At 72.9% G+C, this 17,798-nt stretch carries 12 protein-coding genes; 3 read left to right on the top strand and 9 right to left on the bottom strand.

Annotated elements, in window-relative coordinates; translation table 11 throughout:
• Nucleotides 1-166: 166 nt before the first annotated feature.
• From P3T27_RS40400 to mmuM, 7 genes are all read right to left on the bottom strand, one after another.
• On the bottom strand, nt 167-619 hold the full coding sequence (locus P3T27_RS40400) for a hypothetical protein (RefSeq protein WP_280686368.1): 453 nt from the start codon (nt 617-619) through the stop codon (nt 167-169).
• Nucleotides 619-4,617, bottom strand: coding sequence for a DNRLRE domain-containing protein (locus tag P3T27_RS41145; protein ID WP_348534210.1), 3,999 nt, complete (start codon nt 4,615-4,617; stop codon nt 619-621). Before P3T27_RS41145 ends, P3T27_RS40400 begins: the two co-directional genes overlap by 1 nt.
• A gap of 217 nt (nt 4,618-4,834) precedes the next feature.
• The gene (locus tag P3T27_RS40385; RefSeq protein WP_280686367.1) at nt 4,835-6,430 is read right to left on the bottom strand and encodes a glycerol-3-phosphate dehydrogenase/oxidase; all 1,596 of its coding nucleotides are present in this window, start codon (nt 6,428-6,430) and stop codon (nt 4,835-4,837) included.
• Between the two features lie 150 nt (nt 6,431-6,580).
• A complete protein-coding gene (gene glpK / locus P3T27_RS40380; protein WP_280686366.1) occupies nt 6,581-8,101 on the bottom strand; it encodes a glycerol kinase GlpK in 1,521 nt (506 codons plus the stop codon).
• 93 nt (nt 8,102-8,194) lie between these two features.
• On the bottom strand, nt 8,195-8,914 hold the full coding sequence (locus P3T27_RS40375) for an MIP/aquaporin family protein (protein WP_280686365.1): 720 nt from the start codon (nt 8,912-8,914) through the stop codon (nt 8,195-8,197).
• Between the two features lie 296 nt (nt 8,915-9,210).
• Nucleotides 9,211-9,975, bottom strand: a complete 765-nt coding sequence (locus tag P3T27_RS40370) for an IclR family transcriptional regulator (protein WP_280686364.1) — start codon at nt 9,973-9,975, stop codon at nt 9,211-9,213.
• 235 nt (nt 9,976-10,210) lie between these two features.
• Complete coding sequence (gene mmuM, locus P3T27_RS40365) at nt 10,211-11,152, bottom strand: homocysteine S-methyltransferase (RefSeq protein ID WP_280686363.1); 942 nt, start codon at nt 11,150-11,152, stop codon at nt 10,211-10,213.
• 162 nt (nt 11,153-11,314) lie between these two features.
• Here mmuM and P3T27_RS40360 point away from each other — a divergent pair, with 162 nt between their 5' ends.
• From P3T27_RS40360 to P3T27_RS40350, 3 genes are all read left to right on the top strand, one after another.
• Nucleotides 11,315-12,262, top strand: coding sequence for an NUDIX domain-containing protein (locus P3T27_RS40360; protein WP_280686362.1), 948 nt, complete (start codon nt 11,315-11,317; stop codon nt 12,260-12,262).
• Between the two features lie 33 nt (nt 12,263-12,295).
• Nucleotides 12,296-12,844 (top strand): NUDIX domain-containing protein, encoded by a 549-nt coding sequence (locus P3T27_RS40355; RefSeq protein ID WP_280686361.1) that lies wholly within the window; start codon nt 12,296-12,298, stop codon nt 12,842-12,844.
• A 130-nt stretch (nt 12,845-12,974) separates the two neighbouring features.
• A complete protein-coding gene (locus P3T27_RS40350) occupies nt 12,975-14,993 on the top strand; it encodes an acetoacetate--CoA ligase (protein ID WP_280686360.1) in 2,019 nt (672 codons plus the stop codon).
• A gap of 70 nt (nt 14,994-15,063) precedes the next feature.
• Here the strand turns inward: P3T27_RS40350 and ptsP are convergent, their stop codons facing one another.
• Together ptsP and P3T27_RS40340 are read right to left on the bottom strand one after the other, a co-directional pair.
• The gene (gene ptsP / locus P3T27_RS40345) at nt 15,064-16,734 is read right to left on the bottom strand and encodes a phosphoenolpyruvate--protein phosphotransferase (protein WP_280686359.1); all 1,671 of its coding nucleotides are present in this window, start codon (nt 16,732-16,734) and stop codon (nt 15,064-15,066) included.
• A 99-nt stretch (nt 16,735-16,833) separates the two neighbouring features.
• Complete coding sequence (locus tag P3T27_RS40340; RefSeq protein ID WP_280686358.1) at nt 16,834-17,283, bottom strand: PTS glucose transporter subunit IIA; 450 nt, start codon at nt 17,281-17,283, stop codon at nt 16,834-16,836.
• Between the last annotated feature and the right edge of the window lie 515 nt (nt 17,284-17,798).

Here is a 17,798-nt window from a genome sequence, read left to right as displayed (position 1 = left end):
GCTTCCGCGGGCCCTGAGGCGTCCTGTCCTTACGGATCTCGAAGTCCAATGCATCCCCTGAACTGGGGTGTTGCAACGACTCCTAGAACCCAAGCGCAACGGGTGCCGCCCCTCGGCGCGTTCGCCGGGCGCCCGGAGACCCGAACGCCCGCCCGTCGCAGGGCGTCTACCGCATCAGGATCCGCCAGCCGTCGCCGCCGTCCCGGCCGTCCAGGCGCAGCTGGAGCTCCTTCACCTGACCGGTCCCGTGGAAGCTCAGCACCACGGTCTGCCGGTTGGCCGGGTCGTCCCCGAAGTCGGCCGTGACCGACCCCTTGGCGCCCTGCTGGTAGTCCCGCACCCAGGCGGCCGCGGTGTCCCGGCGCTCGGCGGCCGAGCCCTCCGAGGCGGCCAGCTTCTCCAGCCGGTCCGCGGAGCCGTCGGCGAGCCGCCAGACGGCCTGCTGGACCAGACCCAGCGTGCCCGTGACCGGATAGCCCGTCACCCGCAGGTGCGGGTGGCCGGCGTAGTCGCCGACGTACGCCAGCTCGGCGTCCGAGGGCCCGCTGGAGCACCCGGCCAGCAGGATGGCCGACAGGGCGGCCGCCAGCGCCGCCGCGACCGGGCGTCCGGGCACCATCAGTTGGTCCCGAGCGGTCGGACGACGGTGATCCACTCGATCGGGTCGCCCTTCTGCCGGTAGTACGCCAGGACCTCGTTCAGCGTGGTGACGTTCGACCGGCCGTGCTGGCGCAGCTCCATCGTGCTGCCCCAACTGACCACTACGGCCGCGTGGTTGACCACCGACTCGTTGCGCCACTTGAAGAAGACGATGTCGCCGGGCCGGGCGTAGGCAGTGCTCGTCAGGTACACCGTGTTGCGGTAGTACAGCAGATGCCGGCGCAGGTTGGCGGCACCTGCCCAGGTGTAGCTGCGGTTCTTGTGCCAGCCGAAGAGCCAGTAGTCGTTCGTCCACCAGGCGCTGTCGAAGGTCTTGAACCCGTAGCGGACGCGCATGCCGCCACCGTAGTACAGGGCCTTGGAGACGAAGTTGGTGCAGTCCTGGCCGTAGTCCCACGAGATCCCGACGTTGCGGCGGGCCCAGTCGGCGGTGCCGTTGTAGTTGTACCCGGCCTGGACGGCGCCGCCCTGCGGGGCCGAGGCGAGCGGGAAGCCGTCGGGGCCGAGCGGAACGGCTCCGGAGCTGCCGGCGGTGTCGGGCTGCGAGGCGTCGGCGACCTCGACCTGGGCCTGCGCGGCGGCCGAGGAGGACAGCTTCTGCTCGGCGGCGCCGTCGTCGGCCTCGGCGGTGAGCACCGCCGCGGAGCCGACGGTGAACTCGAACCGCCGCGGGCCCGCGCTCTCGGTCGGGGAGTCCACACCGTTGGTGCGGATCATCACCGAGTCCTTGACGGTGGCCCGGACGACGACCTTGCCGACGGTCTTCTGGTCCACCACCACGTCGGTCAGCGAGACCGCCGCCGCGGCGTACACCTGGTTCTGGGTCGCCAGTGCCTCGCGGTTGGCGACCAGCGAGGCCTCCTGGGTGGCCAGCAGATCGACGAAGACGGTGCCGTGCGCGGCCTCGGCCGCGGCGTCGGGCGCGGTGAACCCGGTCCTCATCTTGATCTTGTTCCGGGCGTCCAGGTACTCCTGCACGAAGCCGCGGTACTGGTCCGGGCCACCGGCCGTCGGCGTGCCCTGGACCACGGCGGAGGCGACCGGGGCCGCGGCGCCGTAGCTGTTCCGGGCGGTGACCAGCGCACGGTACGAGCGGGTGTTGTCCAGCCCGGTGACCACGGCGCGGGTGTCGGCGGTGGTGAACTCCTTGGCGAGGGTGCCGTCGGAGGTCTCGACCCGGACGGTGTAGCCGACGTCGCCGACCGCGCCCCGGTCGGCGGGGGCGTTCCAGGTGACGACCAGTCCGGCGTCCGCGCCGGTCGCGGTGACCAGCTCGGCCGGGCCCGGCGCGGTCGGCGCCAGGTAGTCGAGGGTCAGCCGGGGCCGCTGGGCCGGGTCCGCCGCGGTGGCGGAGTGGTACCGGGCGACGCCGGCCCAGTCGGCCGGCGGGCGCAGGGCCAGCCCGTAGGCCTCGCCCTTCTCGATCCAGGAGCCGACCATGGTGGCCAGGTCGGTCTCGGACGGCTTGGCGGCGGAGGCGAAGCTCTCCGTTCCGGTGGCGGCGGTCAGTGCGGCTCCGCCCTGGCCGGGGGCCCAGGCCGAGCCGAGCTGGAAGATGTCCACGGCGGCCTCACCACAGCCGTCCGGGCAGTCCGAGCGGGTCAGCGCGAGCTTGGCGCCGACCACCCGGGAGCCGGCCGGAACGGCCGTCAGGTCGGGCCCGAGCCAGCCGGCCCAGGTGCTGCCGTCCGCGACCGTGCCGACCCGGAGCTCGGCCGGGTCCGCCGCCGGGCAGGACCCGGTGGCGCAGCCGCCGCCGGCGGTGGCCGCGGAGGCACCGGCGAGCGTGGGGCCGGTGAGCACCACGGTGGTCGGCGTCGGCGGCACGGGCGGCTTGGCCGCCTGGACGGTCAGCGGCTGGTCGGCGCTCCACGCGGAGCAGCCGACGGCGGCGCAGGCGCGGGCGGCCCAGGTGTAGCTGCCGCCGTCGGTCAGCGCGCCGTCGGGCACCTGGACGGCGGCGCGGGTGCCGCTCTCCGCCCAGGCGGGCGCCAGCACCGTCGGCAGCGGCTGTCCGTTGGCGCCCTTGAGCGTGAACTCGGTGCGCACCCGGCCCTGGTTGGGGTTGGTCACCAGGGCGGAGAGCACCGGGGTGAGGGTCTGCTGCGCGCCGCTCTGCAGCGCGGTGGGCACGTCCGGCAGCGGGGCGACGCTGAACGTGGCCCAGGCGGACCAGCCGAGGTTGTAGTGCAGTCCGTCGTACGGTGAGGTGCGGAACCGGTAGGTGTGGCCGTACTGGAGCAGGCCGGGCGGCACGGTCACGGATGCGGGCGTGCCACTGGCCACGTAGCCGGAGACGTTGACGTTGCCGACCTGCGCACCGGAGATGGCGTCCACCAGCTGGAAGGTGCCGGTCACCTTGTCCCCGTCGGGGTCGACGAAGGTGTCCCGGAGCACCGGGGTGGTGGTGTCCACGCGCCAGGTGCCGGTGCCGTCCTGCAGGAACGGCGGGCCGGCCTGCTGGTTGGTGCCGGTGCGCGGCCGGTAGTTGTAGTTGACCGTCAGCTTCGGGTTGTTGCCGGCCGCGTTGGCGGAGTTCACCTCCTTCCAGAACTTGGTGTTGGTCTCGTCGGGCGCGCGCAGGCCCATGCCGGAGACCTGGTTCTTCGCCGAGGCCCAGGTCTGGACGAGGGCGGTGACGTCGGCGTTGATCCAGCCGGCGCCGCCGCAGGCCGCCCGGCCCTTGGTCTCGGTGGACGTCGCCCGCTTGGTGCCCCAGGCGGGCTGGTTGGTCCAGCGCGAGGAGGTGGAGGCCAGGCCGGTGTCGTAGACGTCCCACGCGTAGTTGAGGCAGTCGCTGTTGCCGGAGTGGAAGTTGTACAGCGACAGGGTGGCGCTGGAGACCAGCGCGTCGGCGATCGCGGAGGTGTTCCAGTTGATGAAGGAACGGGCCGGGCGGGCCGAGCCGTCGGCGTTCTTGGTGCCCGAGTTGCCCCAGTAGATCTCGGTGTCGGCCGACCAGTCGACGGTCTCGCCCTGCTGGACGCGGGTGTCGAAGGAGTTGCCGAGACCGGCGGTGGCCGGGTCCACGGTCACCGGGTACACGGTGGCCGGGTCGGCCAGGAAGGCGGCGTCGGGGGTGAAGACCAGGTCGACGTCGTCGCCACGCTGGACGACCTGGAGGCCGACCTTCGCCTGCCGGGGGTGCTCGCTGGAGCCGGGGGCCGTGGTGGCGTCCCAGGCGACCGGGGCGGGCAGCACGGCGCGCTTGCGACCGTTCCTCCGGTCGGTGAACAGCACGCTGCCGTCGGGCTGGGGGACCGCCTTCAGGCCCTTGGCCTGCAACGGCATGGTGTACGAGTAGCCGGTGGCGGCCGGGCGCTGCTTGAGCGTGACGAACTGCTCGAAGCCGGTCCGGGTGGCCTCGACCACGAGGTCCCCGGCCCCATCGCCGATCGCGTCCCGGTAGGTGGCCCGCGGGCCGTCCAGCTCGGGCCGGGGCAGGCCGCCCTTCCACTGCAGGGCCAGCTCGTCGTCGCCGGACCCGAGCGAGACGAGCGTGCGGGCCGGCTCCGCGCCGGCCTGCGACTCCTGGAGCGTACGGGCGCGCTTGCCGCCGGCGCCGGCCAGCTTCATCGCGTTCGGGTGCGCGGCCGGGGCCACCGAGCCGTCGGCGGAGGCCTTGAGGGTGAGGTCGACGTCGGTCCAGGCGCCGTTGCGCAGGAAGCGCACCGGGCCGGCGGACAGCTCGGTGGTGAGGGTGCCGTCCGGGTTGACCCAGGTGGTGGAGATCTCGCTGCGTTCGGAGACCGCCTCGACCCGCTTGCCGGTGGTCCGGGCGGCGACCCTGGCGGCGCCGATGCTGCCGGTCGGGTCGGTGGCGGCCGCCGTCGGCGGCTTGCCGGGGGTGGGTTTGGCCTGCGGCTTGGCCGCGAACGCGACCTGGGCCCCGCCCGCCAGCGACAACGCCAGCGTGAGTGCCAGCGGACCGCTCAGGGTCCGTCTTGAGACGTGCATTGCTGCTCCTTGACCCACTGTTGGTGAACAGTGCTGTCCGGAGCATAGGAAGGATCGCCGAGAAGGTGATCATGGTGAAAGCGGGTCAAAAGCCCCCAATATCTGAAGATTTCCTGAAGAAATTGATCCGATCGTGACGCACGGTACGCGAACGAGTGCGAAAAGGGCGGGCACCCCCCGTTTCCGGGAGTGCCCGCCCTTGTGACCAGGACTGTGCCTACTTGGTCCCGCGCTTCGCGAGGAAGGCCTCGACCTCGTCCCGGATCTCCGGGGTGTCCAGCCCGCGCACCGTCATCGTGGTGCGGCGGCGCAGCACGTCGTCCGCCGTGTACGCCCACTCGCTGTCGGCCGCGTAGGCGACCTGGGCCCAGACGTCCGGGCCGTCCTCGTGGATCGGCCGGCCGAGCTCCGGGTTCTCGTCGATCATGCGGGCGATCTCGAAGGAGAGCGTGCCGTAGTGGCTGGCCAGGTGCTTGGCCACCAGCGGCTCCATCCGCGAGCCCGGGTCGCGGTCGATCAGCAGCCGGTGCGCGACGGCGTTCGGCGCGCCGACGCCCGGCAGCGGCACGGTCGCGGCGATCGGGGACATGTCCTCGCCGAGGCTGGTGCCGGGCACGTGCGCCAGCTTCTCCAGCACGGTGCGGCCGATGTGGCGGTAGGTGGTCCACTTGCCGCCGGCGACCGACAGCATGCCGCCCTTGCCCTCGGTGACGACCGTCTCGCGCTTGGCGGCGGCGGTGTCGCCCGGGCCGCCGGGCAGCACCCGCAGGCCGGCGAAGGAGTAGGTGATCAGGTCGCGGTCGAGGTGCTCGTCGCGGATGGCGTGCGCGGCCTCGCCCATGATCTGGTCGATGTCCGCCTCGGTGGCCCGGACGTCCTTCGGGTCGCCGGTGTACTCCTCGTCGGTGGTGCCGAGCAGGACGTGGTCCTCCCACGGGATGGCGAAGGAGACGCGGTACTTGTCGATCGGGATGGTCAGCGCGGCGCGCCACGGCGAGCGGCGCTTGACGACGACGTGGGCACCCTTGGAGAGGCGGATCGACGGCGCGGCGCCGGCGTCCTCCATCCGGCGCAGGTGGTCCACCCACGGGCCGGTGGCGTTGAGCACCAGGCGGGCGTCGACGCCGAACTCGGTGCCGTCCAGGCGGTCGCGCACCTCGGCGCCGGTGACCCGGCCGCCGGTGAAGCGCAGGCCGGTGACCTCGGCGTGGTTGAGCACCACGGCGCCGGCGTCCACGGCGGCGCGCACGGTCATCACGGCCACGCGCGAGTCGTTCATCTGGTGGTCGCCGTAGACGGCCACCGAGCGCAGGCCCTCGGTGCGCAGCGCGGGCACCTGCTGGGCGGCGTGGGCGGCGGTGGAGACCCGGCCCATGCCGTCGCGGAACGCGGACAGCGCGGAGTAGAGGAAGACGCCGGCGCCGAGCTTGGGCGCGCTGTGCGGGCCGCCCTTGTAGACCGGGACGAAGAAGGTCAGCGGGTTGACCAGGTGCGGCGCGACGTCGGTGGCGAGCGCGCGGCGCTCCTTGTGGTTCTCCGCGACGAGCTTGACCGCGCCGGTCTGCAGGTAGCGCAGACCGCCGTGGACGAGCTTGGAGGAGGCACTGGAGGTGGCGCCGGCGAAGTCGCCGCCGTCGACCATGGCGACCTTGAGTCCGGCCTGGGAGGCGGTCCAGGCGACGGCCGTGCCGAGGATGCCGCCCCCGATCACCAGCAGGTCGTAGGTGGCCTTGCCGAGCAGCTCACGGGTCTCGGCGCGGGAGGCGGTGCGGCCGGCGGTGCGCTCGGCGCCCAGGGTCGGGATGGTTGCCATGGTGGTTGTGTACGGCGCGCGGGTCAGGCTGCGCCGTTACTCCTCTCGTGTGCGGTGCGGCCCCTACGGGAGAGGCCGGTCGGCCCGGTGCGGCGGGCCGGTGAAACGGAACCGGCCGGTCGGGGCTCGGGGCCCCGACCGGCGTGTCGGTCAGTCGGTCTCTTCTTCCTCCACCCAGTCCATGGTGCGCTCCACGGCCTTGAGCCACTTCTTGTACTCGCGCTCCCGGGTGGCCTCGTCCATGCGCGGGGTCCACTCGGCGGCGCGGTGCCAGTTGGCCCGCAGGGTGTCGAGGTCGTTCCAGAAGCCGACGGCGAGACCCGCCGCGTAGGCGGCGCCGAGGGCGGTGGTCTCGGCCACGTAGGGGCGCTCGACCGGGACGTCCAGGACGTCGGCGATGTTCTGCATGAGCAGGTTGTTGCTGGTCATGCCGCCGTCGACCTTGAGGGCGGTGAGCTCGACGCCGGAGTCCTTCTGCATGGCGTCGACGACCTCGCGGGTCTGCCAGGCGGTGGCCTCCAGGACGGCCCGGGCCAGGTGGCCCTTGGTGACGTACCGGGTCAGGCCGGCGATCACGCCGCGGGCGTCGGAGCGCCAGTACGGGGCGAACAGGCCGGAGAAGGCCGGGACGAAGTAGGCGCCGCCGTTGTCCTCGACGGTGTTGGCGAGGGTCTCGATCTCCGCGGCGGTCGAGATGATGCCGAGCTGGTCGCGCAGCCACTGGACGAGCGAGCCGGTGACGGCGATCGAGCCTTCCAGGGCGTACACCGGGGCCTGGTCGCCGATCCGGTAGCCGACGGTGGTCAGCAGGCCGTGGTACGAGTTGACGATCTTCTCGCCGGTGTTGAGCAGCAGGAAGGTGCCGGTGCCGTAGGTGGACTTGGCCTCGCCCTCGTCGAAGCAGGTCTGGCCGAACAGCGCGGCCTGCTGGTCGCCAAGCGCGGAGGCGACCGGGACGCCGGCCAGGTCGCCGACGGCCTCGCCGTAGACCTCGGCGGAGGAGCGGATCTCCGGCAGGACGGCCATCGGCACGCCCATCGACTCGGCGATGTCCTCGTCCCAGGCCAGGGTCTTGAGGTTCATCAGCATGGTGCGGCTGGCGTTGGTGACGTCGGTGACGTGCTTGCCGCCGTTGACGCCGCCGGTGAGGTTCCAGATCACCCAGGTGTCCATGGTGCCGAACAGGATGTCGCCGGCCTCGGCGCGCTCGCGCAGGCCCTCGACGTTGTCCAGCAGCCAGCGGATCTTCGGGCCGGCGAAGTAGCTGGCGAGCGGGAGGCCGGTCTCGCGGCGGAAGCGGTCCTGGCCGACGTTGCGGCCGAGCTCGCGGCAGAGCGCCTCGGTGCGGGTGTCCTGCCACACTAGCGCGTTGTGCACCGGCTCACCGGTGTTCTTGTCCCACAGGACGGTGGTCTCGCGCTGGTTGGTGATGCCGATCGCGCGGATGTCGTCCTTGGTCAGACCGGCCTTGTCCAGCGCGCCGCGGACGACCGACTGCACCCGGGTCCAGATCTCGGCGGCGTCGTGCTCGACGTAGCCGGGCTGGGGGAAGATCTGCCGGTGCTCCTGCTGGTCGACGGCGACGATCCGGCCGTCGGCGCCGAAGATGATGCAACGGCTGGAGGTGGTGCCCTGGTCGATCGCGGCGATGTAGTTGCCAGTGGAGGTCATGGGGAGGTCCTCGGCTCAGGATTCGGGGGTTACGGGGTGGGTGGGCCTGACGCAGTGGTCAGCCCCCGTGCTCGGCGGGTTCGAACCCGGCCCTTAGAACATGGCGTTGTACAGACCGCCGGCCAGCGCGCCGCCGATCAGCGGGCCGACGACCGGCACCCAGGCGTACGACCAGTCGGAGCTGCCCTTGTTGGGGATGGGCAGCAGGGCGTGCGCGATGCGCGGGCCGAGGTCGCGGGCCGGGTTGATCGCGTAGCCGGTCGGACCGCCCAGCGAGAGGCCGATGCCGACCACCGTGAAGGCGACCATCAGGGTGCTGGTGCCGGACTGCGAGAGCCCGCTGTTCGTGCCGATGGTGAGGATCGCGAAGCAGAGCACGAAGGTCCCGATGACCTCGGTGAGGACGTTCTGGACCGGGTTCCGGATCTCGGGCCCGGTCGAGAAGATGCCGAGGGTGGGCTCCTGGTTGGCCTGGAACTGGCCGAGGTAGGCGGCCCAGACCAGCACGGCACCGATGATCGCGCCGAGCATCTGGGAGCCGAGGTAGAGCGGCACCTGGCTCCAGTCGCCGCTCTTGATGGCGAGCGCGATGGTGACGGCCGGGTTGAGGTGGGCACCGGACTTCGGGGCCGACATGTAGGCGGCGATCAGGACGGCGAAGCCCCAGCCGAAGGTGATCGCCAGCCAGCCGGCGTTGACGGCCTTCGACTTCTTGAGGGTCACGGCGGCACAGACGCCGCCACCGAGAAGTATCAGAGCGGCGGTGCCGAGGGTTTCGCCGACGAAGACGTCGCCGTTGGAGAACGCGGACACAAAGACTCCCTTGTCCATGAGGCCCGGAGGTTGCGGGTGGGGGCAGGCGGCCGGCCGATCGTTGTGCGGGGTGAGCGCATCGGGGGAGTGATCTTCCCGGCCATCGTTCGACAATGTCGACCGTCATGCGGAAGCTTCCTCCCCCGGTTGCCCCCACGTCAAGGCGGGGTTACGGAGCTGTGACCCTTCCCTCGAAGTTACCCAGCGGAGTGCGCCAAAACAGGGCAAAACGCCAAGGCGCGGACAGGCCACCGCCCGTCCGCGCCTCAGCGTGACGAAGTGTCGCCGTTACGGCGTCAGAACCTGCCGGCGCCCAGGTCGCGCGAGATCGCCCGCGCCGCGCTGCGCACCGAGGCCACCAGGGACGGCTTCACGAAGCCGTCCTCGCAGACCCGCTCCACCGGGCCGCTGATGCACACCGCACCCACCGGGTTGCGCCGCCGGTCCTGGATCAGCGCGCCGATCGAGGCCACGCCCTCCCAGGTCTCCTCGACCGAGTCCGTCCAGCCGCGCTCGCGGATCAGCGCGCACTCGGCGTCCACGTCGCCCGCCTCGGTCAGCGTCCGCAGCGTGTACGACTCGTACGGCCCGTCGCCCAGCTCCCCGCGCGCGACCGGGTCGTAGGCCACCAGCACCTTGCCCAGCGCGGTGCTGTGCAGCGGCTGCATCGAGCCGACCTCCAGCACCTGCCGGGTGTCGTCCGGCCGGAACACGTGGTGCACGATCAGCACGCCCTGCTGGTGCAGCACCCCCAGGTAGACGGTCTCGCCGGCCGCCCGGGCCAGGTCGTCCGCCCAGACCAGCGCCCGCGCCCGCAGCTCGTGCACGTCCAGGTAGCTCTGCCCCAGCCGCAGCAGCTCGGCGCCCAGCTGGTACTTGCCGCTCTCCGGGTCCTGCTCGACGAACCCCTCCTGCTGCAGCGTGCGCAGGATGCCGTGCGCGGTGCCCTTGGCGAGGTCCAGCGCCGTCGCGACCTCGGACAGGCCCAGACGGCGCTCGCCGCCGGCCAGCAGGCGCAAGATGGCGGCGGCCCGGGACAGCGACTGGATCGGGCCGGGCATTGGTACCTCCGCGCTGACAGGCGGTCGACATTGTCGACCGCAGTGGTAACGGGACGAGTCTGCCAGGCCGCCGCCGGTCCGTGCACCTTCCCCCTCGGTAACCCGCGCTCGACCGCGCGTTCACCCAGGGCCCGTCCGGCCCCGGGCCGGACGCCGACCCGCGACCCGTCCGCCCTCCGTGCGGTTCAGCCCGCCCGGCCGTCCGGCCCGCCCCGCTGCTCGACGGCCCCGCCGCTCACCCCTCGACGCCGCTCAACCGGTCAAGCACCGCGACCTCCGCCGCCAGCGCCGCGATCCCGTCCGGCCCCACCCGGCAGCAGCCGCCCACCAGCCGCGCCCCGCCGGCCAGCCAGCCGCCCACCCGGGCCGAGCGGAACGTCGGCTCGCCGCGCCAGCCCCGCCCGGCGGCGTCCCACTCCTCCCCACTGTTCGGGTACACCACCACCGGCTTGCCGGTCACCTCGGCCGCCAGTGCCACCGCCCGGTCCGCGTCCTGCGGGGTGCAGCAGTTCACGCCCACCGCCAGCACCTCGTCCACCCCGGCCGCCAGCGCGAACGCCTCCGCGAGCGGCTGGCCCGCCCGGGTCCGGTCGCCCGCCACGCTGTACGACAGCCAGGCCGGCACGCCCAGTCCGCGCACCAGCTCCAGCAGCGCCCGCGCCTCGTCCACGTCCGGCACCGTCTCCAGCGCCAGCACGTCCGGCCCGGCCGCCGCCAGCACCTCCAGCCGCGGCCGGTGAAAGGCCACCAGCTCCGCGGTGCTCAGCCCGTACCGGCCCCGGTACTCCGAGCAGTCCGCCAGCACCGCCCCGTACGGGCCCACCGACGCCGCCACCCAGCGCCGCCGCCCGCCCGGCTCGGCCCGCGCCGCCTCCCGGGCCAGCTCCACACTGTGCGCGAGTAGCCGCGCGGCTTCGGCCCGGCCCGTCCCGCGCCGGGCGAAGCCCTCGAAACTCGCCTGGTAGCTCGCCGTGATGGCGACCTCCGCCCCGGCCGCGAAGTACGCCCGGTGCGCCGCCACCACCGCCTCCGGCGCGTCCGCCAGCAGCCGGGCCGACCACAGCTCGTCCGACAGGTCGTGCCCGGCCGCCGCCAGCTGGTTCGACATCCCGCCGTCCAGTACCAGGGGACCGGCCGCCAGCGCCGCGGCGAAGTCCGGCGGGGGAGCAGTGGGCATGGGGGCCTCCTCGGGCGGGGTCGTTCCTGGTCACAGCCTAGAAGCCGGGCGTCCCCGCCGAACCGGAAAACCATTTGCCGCCGGGGAACGCAGTCGCTACGTTGTGCTCAGCCAGAGAACGACAGCGCCCCGTACGGCGGCGAACGCGGAGAGGAGCCGGTGATGACAGCAGACGAGCCGTCCACCCCGCGCCCGGCCGCGCCCACGAGCGAGCAGGAGTGGCTCGCCGCCTACGACCCGCGCGCCTACGCCCCGATCGCCGTCACCGTCGACGTGGTCGCCCTGACCTTGCGCCACGGCGGCCTGCACGTCCTGCTCGTCGAGCGCGGAGCCCCGCCCTACCAGGGCTGCTGGGCCCTGCCCGGCGGCTTCCTGCGCGCCGGGGAGGAGGGCCTGGACGGGGCGGCCGCCCGCGAACTCGCCGAGGAGACCGGTCTGCTCGGCGGCTCCGAGGTCGAGGCCGCGCTCTGCCGCGTCCACCTCGAACAGCTCGGTACCTACGGCGCCCCGGATCGCGATCCGCGCATGCACGTCGTCTCCGTCGCCTACCTCGCCTTCGCCCCGGACCTGCCCGACCCGCAGGCCGGCACGGACGCCGCGGCCGCCGCCTGGCACCCCGTCGCCGACCTCGACCTGGGCCACCGGCCCCACGGTCGACCCCGAGCCGCCGGTGCGCCCGCCGACACCCACGGGGGTGGTGTCGGCGGGCCCACCGGCCAGTCCTCCCGCACGCTGGCCTTCGACCACGCGCGCATACTCGCCGACGGCCTCGACCGCGTCCGGGCCAAACTCGAGTACAGCCCGCTCGCCACCGCCTTCCTGCCCCACGACTTCACCATCCCCGACCTGCGCGCCGTCTACGAGGCCGTCTGGGACGAGAAGCTCCACCCCGGCAACTTCCACCGCAAGGTCCTCTCCGTCCCCGGCTTCGTCGAGAGCACCGGTGCCACCACCGCCCGCGGCGGCGCCCGCGGCGGCCCCCGGGCCCGCACCTACCACGCCGGCGACGCCAGCCTCCTGCACCCCGCCCTGCTCCGCCCCACCCGGGAGGGCGAGATCCGCGAAGGCGAGGCTCGCGCCGGCGAGATCCGCGGGGACGAGATCCACTGACGGCCCGCCGCGGGGCCGGGCTACCATCCGGCCATGACCACTGACGACATGACACGCACGGTCAGCCGACCCTTCTCCCACTGCCACTTCTGCGGCACGCCCTTCCCGCCCGGCACCGACGGCTGGCCCCGCACCTGCCCCGGCTGCGCCGAGATCAGCTACCGCAACCCGCTGCCCGTGGTGGTCACCCTCCTCCCGGTCACCCGCCCCGACGCCGACCCCACCCTCGTCGTCATCCGCCGCACCATCGAGCCCGGCTACGGTGAACTCGCCCTCCCCGGCGGTTACGTGGATTACGGCGAGAGCTGGCAGCAGGCCTGCGTCCGCGAACTGCGCGAGGAGACCGGCATCCTGGCCGCCGCCACCGACATCACCCTGGTCTCCACCGCCTCCGACACCCACGGCGGTTTCCTCTGTCTGTTCGGCCTGCTCCCGGCCCGCCCGCTCGCCGAACTCCCGCCCTCGCGCCCCACCGACGAGACCGAGGGCTGGCAACTCACCACCCCCGACACCCAGCTCGCCTTCGCCTTCCACACCCGGGTCTTCCGGTCCTGGTTCAGCGGGGAGTTCACCGGTCGCTGACCAGCCCGGCACCCACCGGGCGGACCCTGGCGCAGCGGCCGCTCACATGGCATGGTCTGCACCGACAGCCCAACCGGACGGGCCTGCCACAAGCATTCCCGTCCCCACCACCGGCCGGGAGACCACCACCGTGAGCACCCCACCCCAGGATCAGCCGCTCTGGCGCCCCAACCCCGCTCGCGCCGCAGCCACCAGCCTGGTGGCCTTCCAGGCCTGGGCCGCCGAACACCACGGCGCCCCGGCCGCCCCGCTCGCCCCGGCCGACGACGACCAGCAGGCCGCCCAGCGCTACGCCGACCTGCACGCCTGGTCCACCGCCGACCTCGACCGCTTCTGGACCGCGATCACCCAGTGGTTCGACGTCCGCTTCACCCAGGCCCCCGAGGCCGTCCTCGCCGACCCCGCCATGCCCGGCGCCCGCTGGTTCCCCGGCGCCCGCCTCAACTACGCCGAACACGCCCTGCGCGCCGCCGACGACCCGACCAACGCCGACCGCCCGGCCATCCTGCACCTCGACGAGACCACCGAGCAGCCGGCCGTCCTCACCTGGTCCGAACTGCGCCGCCAGGTCGGCTCGTTGGCCGCCGCCCTGCGCGCCCGGGGCATCGGCCCCGGCGACCGCGTCAGCGCCTACCTGCCCAACATCCCGCAGGCCGCCGTCGCCCTCCTCGCCACCGCCGCCGTCGGCGCGATCTGGACCAGCTGCGCCCCCGACTTCGGCGCCCGCAGCGTCCTGGACCGCCTCCAGCAGATCGAACCCGCCGTCCTCTTCGCCGTCGACGGCTACCACTACGGCGGCAAGGACCACGACCGCACCGAGGTCGTCGCCGAACTGCGCCGCGAACTCCCCACCCTGCGCACCGTCGTGCACGTCCCGCTGCTCGGCGCCCCCGCCCCCGAGGGCGCCCTGCACTGGGACGACCTGGTCGCCGACGACGTCGAACCCGTCTACGAGGCCGTCCCCTTCGACCACCCGCTCTGGGTGCTCTACTCCTCCGGCACCACCGGCCTGCCCAAGGCCATCGTCCAGAGCCAGGGCGGCATCCTGCTCGAACACCTCAAGCAGGCCGGCCTCCACCTCGACCTCGGCCCCCGGGACCGCTTCCTCTGGTACACCTCCACCGGCTGGATGATGTGGAACTTCCTGCTGGCCGGCCTCCTGGTCGGGGCCACGATCGTGACCTACGACGGCAGCCCCGGCCACCCCGACACCGGCGCCCTCTGGTCGGTCGCCGCCCGCACCCGCGCCACCGTGCTCGGTACCTCCGCCGCCTATGTGATCGCCAGCCGCAAGGCCGACCTCCACCCCGGGCGCGACCTCGACCTCTCCGCCGTCCGCTGCATCGGCACCACCGGCTCCCCGCTCCCGCCCGACGGCTTCCGCTGGATCTACGACGAGGTCAAGGAGGACGTCTGGCTCGCCTCCGTCAGCGGCGGCACCGACGTCTGCTCCTGCTTCGTCGGCGGTGTCCCCACCCTGCCCGTCCACCTCGGCGAGATCCAGGCCCCCTGCCTCGGCGCCGCCGTCGAGTCCTGGGACGTCCAGGGCCGCCCGCTCACCGACGCCGTCGGCGAACTCGTCGTCACCAAGCCCATCCCGTCCATGCCCACCGGGTTCTGGAACGACCCCGAGGGCACCCGGTACCACGACAGCTACTTCGACATGTACCCCGGCGTCTGGCGCCACGGCGACTGGATCACCGTCACCTCCCGCGGCACCGTCGTCATCCACGGCCGCTCCGACTCCACGCTCAACCGCCAGGGCGTCCGGATGGGCTCCTCGGACATCTACGAGGTGGTCGAACGCCTCCCCGAGATCGCCGAGTCCCTGGTCATCGGCCTGGAGGAGCCCGACGGCGGGTACTGGATGCCCCTGTTCGTCGTCCTCGTCCCCGGCGCCGAACTCGACGAGGAGCTCGTCGGCCGCATCCGCACCTCGCTGCGCAGCGAGCTCTCCCCGCGCCACGTCCCCGACGAGGTCGTCGCCGTGCGCGGCCTCCCGCACACCCTCACCGGCAAGCGCATCGAGGTCCCGGTCAAGCGCATCCTCTCCGGCACCCCGCTGGAGCAGGCCGTCAACCCGGGCTCCGTCGACGACATCGACCACCTGCGCTTCTTCGAGCAGCTCCGCCGCGACCGGCAGGCCTGACGCCAGCCCGGAACGCCGAAGGGGCGCCCCCACCTCGACGGTGGGAGCGCCCCTCTTCCGGCGGCGACGGCTACTCGCCCGACAGCACCTGCTGCGCCGCGGCCCGCGCCTCCTCGGCGCTGTCCGTCGCCCGGGCCGCCTCGGCGGCCCGGCGGCACTGCGCCAGCGTGTACTTGGCCAGCGTCGCGCGCACGTAGGGGATCGAGGCCGAGCCCATGGAGAGGCTGGTGACGCCCAGACCGGTCAGCACCACGGCCAGCAGCGGGTCGGCGGCCGCCTCGCCGCAGACGCCACAGCTCTTGCCGGTCGCGTGCGCCGCCTCGGCGGCCGCGGCGATCAGGTCCAGCAGCGCCGGCTGCCACGGGTCCTGAAGGCGGGCCAGCGCGCCCACCTGACGGTCGGCGGCGAAGGTGTACTGCGCGAGGTCGTTGGTCCCCAGCGACAGGAACTCGACCTCCTGCAGGATCGCCCGCGCCCGCAGCGCGGCCGACGGGATCTCCACCATCGCGCCGAACTTGGTCTCCAGCCCGGCCTCGCGACACGCCTGGGCGAAGTCCTTGGCGTCCTTGCGGTCGGCCACCATCGGGGCCATCACCTCAAGGTGCACCGGCAGGCCCTCGGCCGCCTTGGCCAGCGCCCGCAGCTGCGTCTGCAGGACCTCGGGGTGCTCCAGCAGGGTGCGCAGACCGCGCACGCCCAGCGCCGGGTTCGGCTCGTCGGCCGGGGTCAGGAAGTCCAGCGGCTTGTCCGCGCCCGCGTCGAGGGCCCGGACCACGACCCGGCCCTCCGGGAACGCCTCCAGCACCTTGCGGTACGCCTCGACCTGCTTCTCCTCGCTGGGAGCCTTCGCCGAGTCGTCCAGGAACAGGAACTCGGTCCGGAACAGGCCGACGCCCTCGGCGCCGTTCTCCAGCGCGGCCGGCACGTCCGCCGGACCGCCCACGTTGGCCAGCAGCGGCACGCGGTGCCCGTCCGAGGTCTGCCCCGGGCCGGAGGACGTGGCCAGCGCGGCCTTGCGCTCGGCGGCGACCGCCCGCAGTTCGTCCTGCTTCTCCTGCGACGGGTTCACCAGCACGTCACCGGAGCTGCCGTCCACCGCGACGACGGTGCCCTCGGCGACGTCCGTCGCTGCGGGCAGCGCGACCACGGCCGGCACGCCCATCGCCCGGGCCAGGATGGCGCTGTGGCTGGTCGGCCCGCCCTCCTCGGTCACGAAGCCGAGCACCAGCGTCGGGTCGAGCAGCGCGGTGTCGGCCGGCGCCAGGTCCCGCGCGAACAGCACGTACGGCTCGTCGCTGTCCGGCACGCCCGGCATCGGCACGCCCAGCAGCCGGGCCACGATGCGGTTGCGGACGTCGTCCAGGTCGGCGACCCGCCCGGCCAGGTAGTCGCCGGCGGAGGCGAGCAGCGCGCGGTAGGCGGCGAAGGCGTCGTACACGCCGCGCTCGGCGCTGCTGCCGACGGTGATCCGGCGGGACACGTCGGCCATCAGCTCCGGGTCCTGCGCCATCAGCGCCTGGGCCTCCAGGACGGCCTGCGCCTCGCCGCCGGCCAGGTTGCCGCGGGCGATCAGGTCGGCGGCGACCGCCTCGACCGCCGCCTGGGCGCGGGCCTGCTCACGCGGAGCGTCCTCGGTCGGGATCTGGGTGGCCGGGGGCTCCAGCACCGCCGTCCCCATGTGCCGCACCTGGCCGATTGCGACCCCGTGGCTGACACCTACGCCGCGCAGCGTCTTCTCCATGTCACCTGTCTCCGCTGAGAGGAGCGGCCCCGCCGGGAACCGCTGTGTGCCGGGCCGCCCCGACAACTCCTGCGGGGCGGGCGTGTGGAAAGAAAGAGGTCAGCTCCAGTTGAACAGGGGATCGCCGGAGACGGCCTCGCCGTCCTCCCGCAGATCACCAAGCGAGTCGGCGTTCGCCTCCAGCGCCACGATCGGCGAGATCGGCGACTTGCCCGCGGCCTCGACGGCGGACGGGTCCCACTTGATGACGGCCTGGCCGCGGGTCACCGTGTCGCCCTTGTTGACGAGCAGTTCGAAGCCCTCGCCGTTCAGCTGCACGGTGTCGATCCCCAGGTGGGTCAGGACACCGTGGCCCTCGGCATCCACCACGACGAACGCGTGCGGGTGCATGGAGACGACGACGCCGTCCACCGGAGCGACCGCCTCGGTCGGCCGACGCACGGGGTCGATCGCGGTGCCGGGGCCGACCATCGCGCCGGAGAACACCGGGTCGGGCACGCCGGCGAGCCCGACGACCTTGCCGGTCAGCGGCGACGTCACAGTGGTCATGGTTGTGCCTCCCAGGTGCGCAGTACAAGACGAGTGGCCGCGAGCAGCGGCAGGACATCGAGCGAAGCCTAAATCATGTCAACTTTGGACATCTGCTGACATTCCAGGGCGAAGCCCCACGCCCTGCCCGGCTCGACGGCCGGCGGCTCACCGACCGCTAGTGGTCTAGTCCTCTTGGTCGATGTGCCGCACTCTACAGGCATCTTGGCGAATCGGGACCACTGCTGTATATGCTCGCGAGAGCAACAAATCATGCCGCCTACCGGGTGACACCGGCCGCGCCTCGATTCGCGCTCCGGCGGACGACCCGCTATGGTTGGCCGAGTCGCCGCGACTTGGCGGTTAACACCAGATTTCAGACGCGAAAAGCTCCGGTAAACGGGGCGGAAAACGTCTGGTAAGCTGGAGACACGAAAGAATGAAGCGCCCGGAGGGCCCGCTGGAAGGCGGTCCGAAGGAAGTGTCCGTTCCTTGAGAACTCAACAGCGTGCCAAAAGTCAACGCCAGATATGTTG

It is taken from the genome of Kitasatospora sp. MAA19 (assembly GCF_029894125.1).
Taxonomy (GTDB): Bacteria; Actinomycetota; Actinomycetes; order Streptomycetales; family Streptomycetaceae; genus Kitasatospora.
Note: the sequence above shows the minus strand (reverse complement) of the source record. Positions and strands in the feature narration are given on the sequence as shown.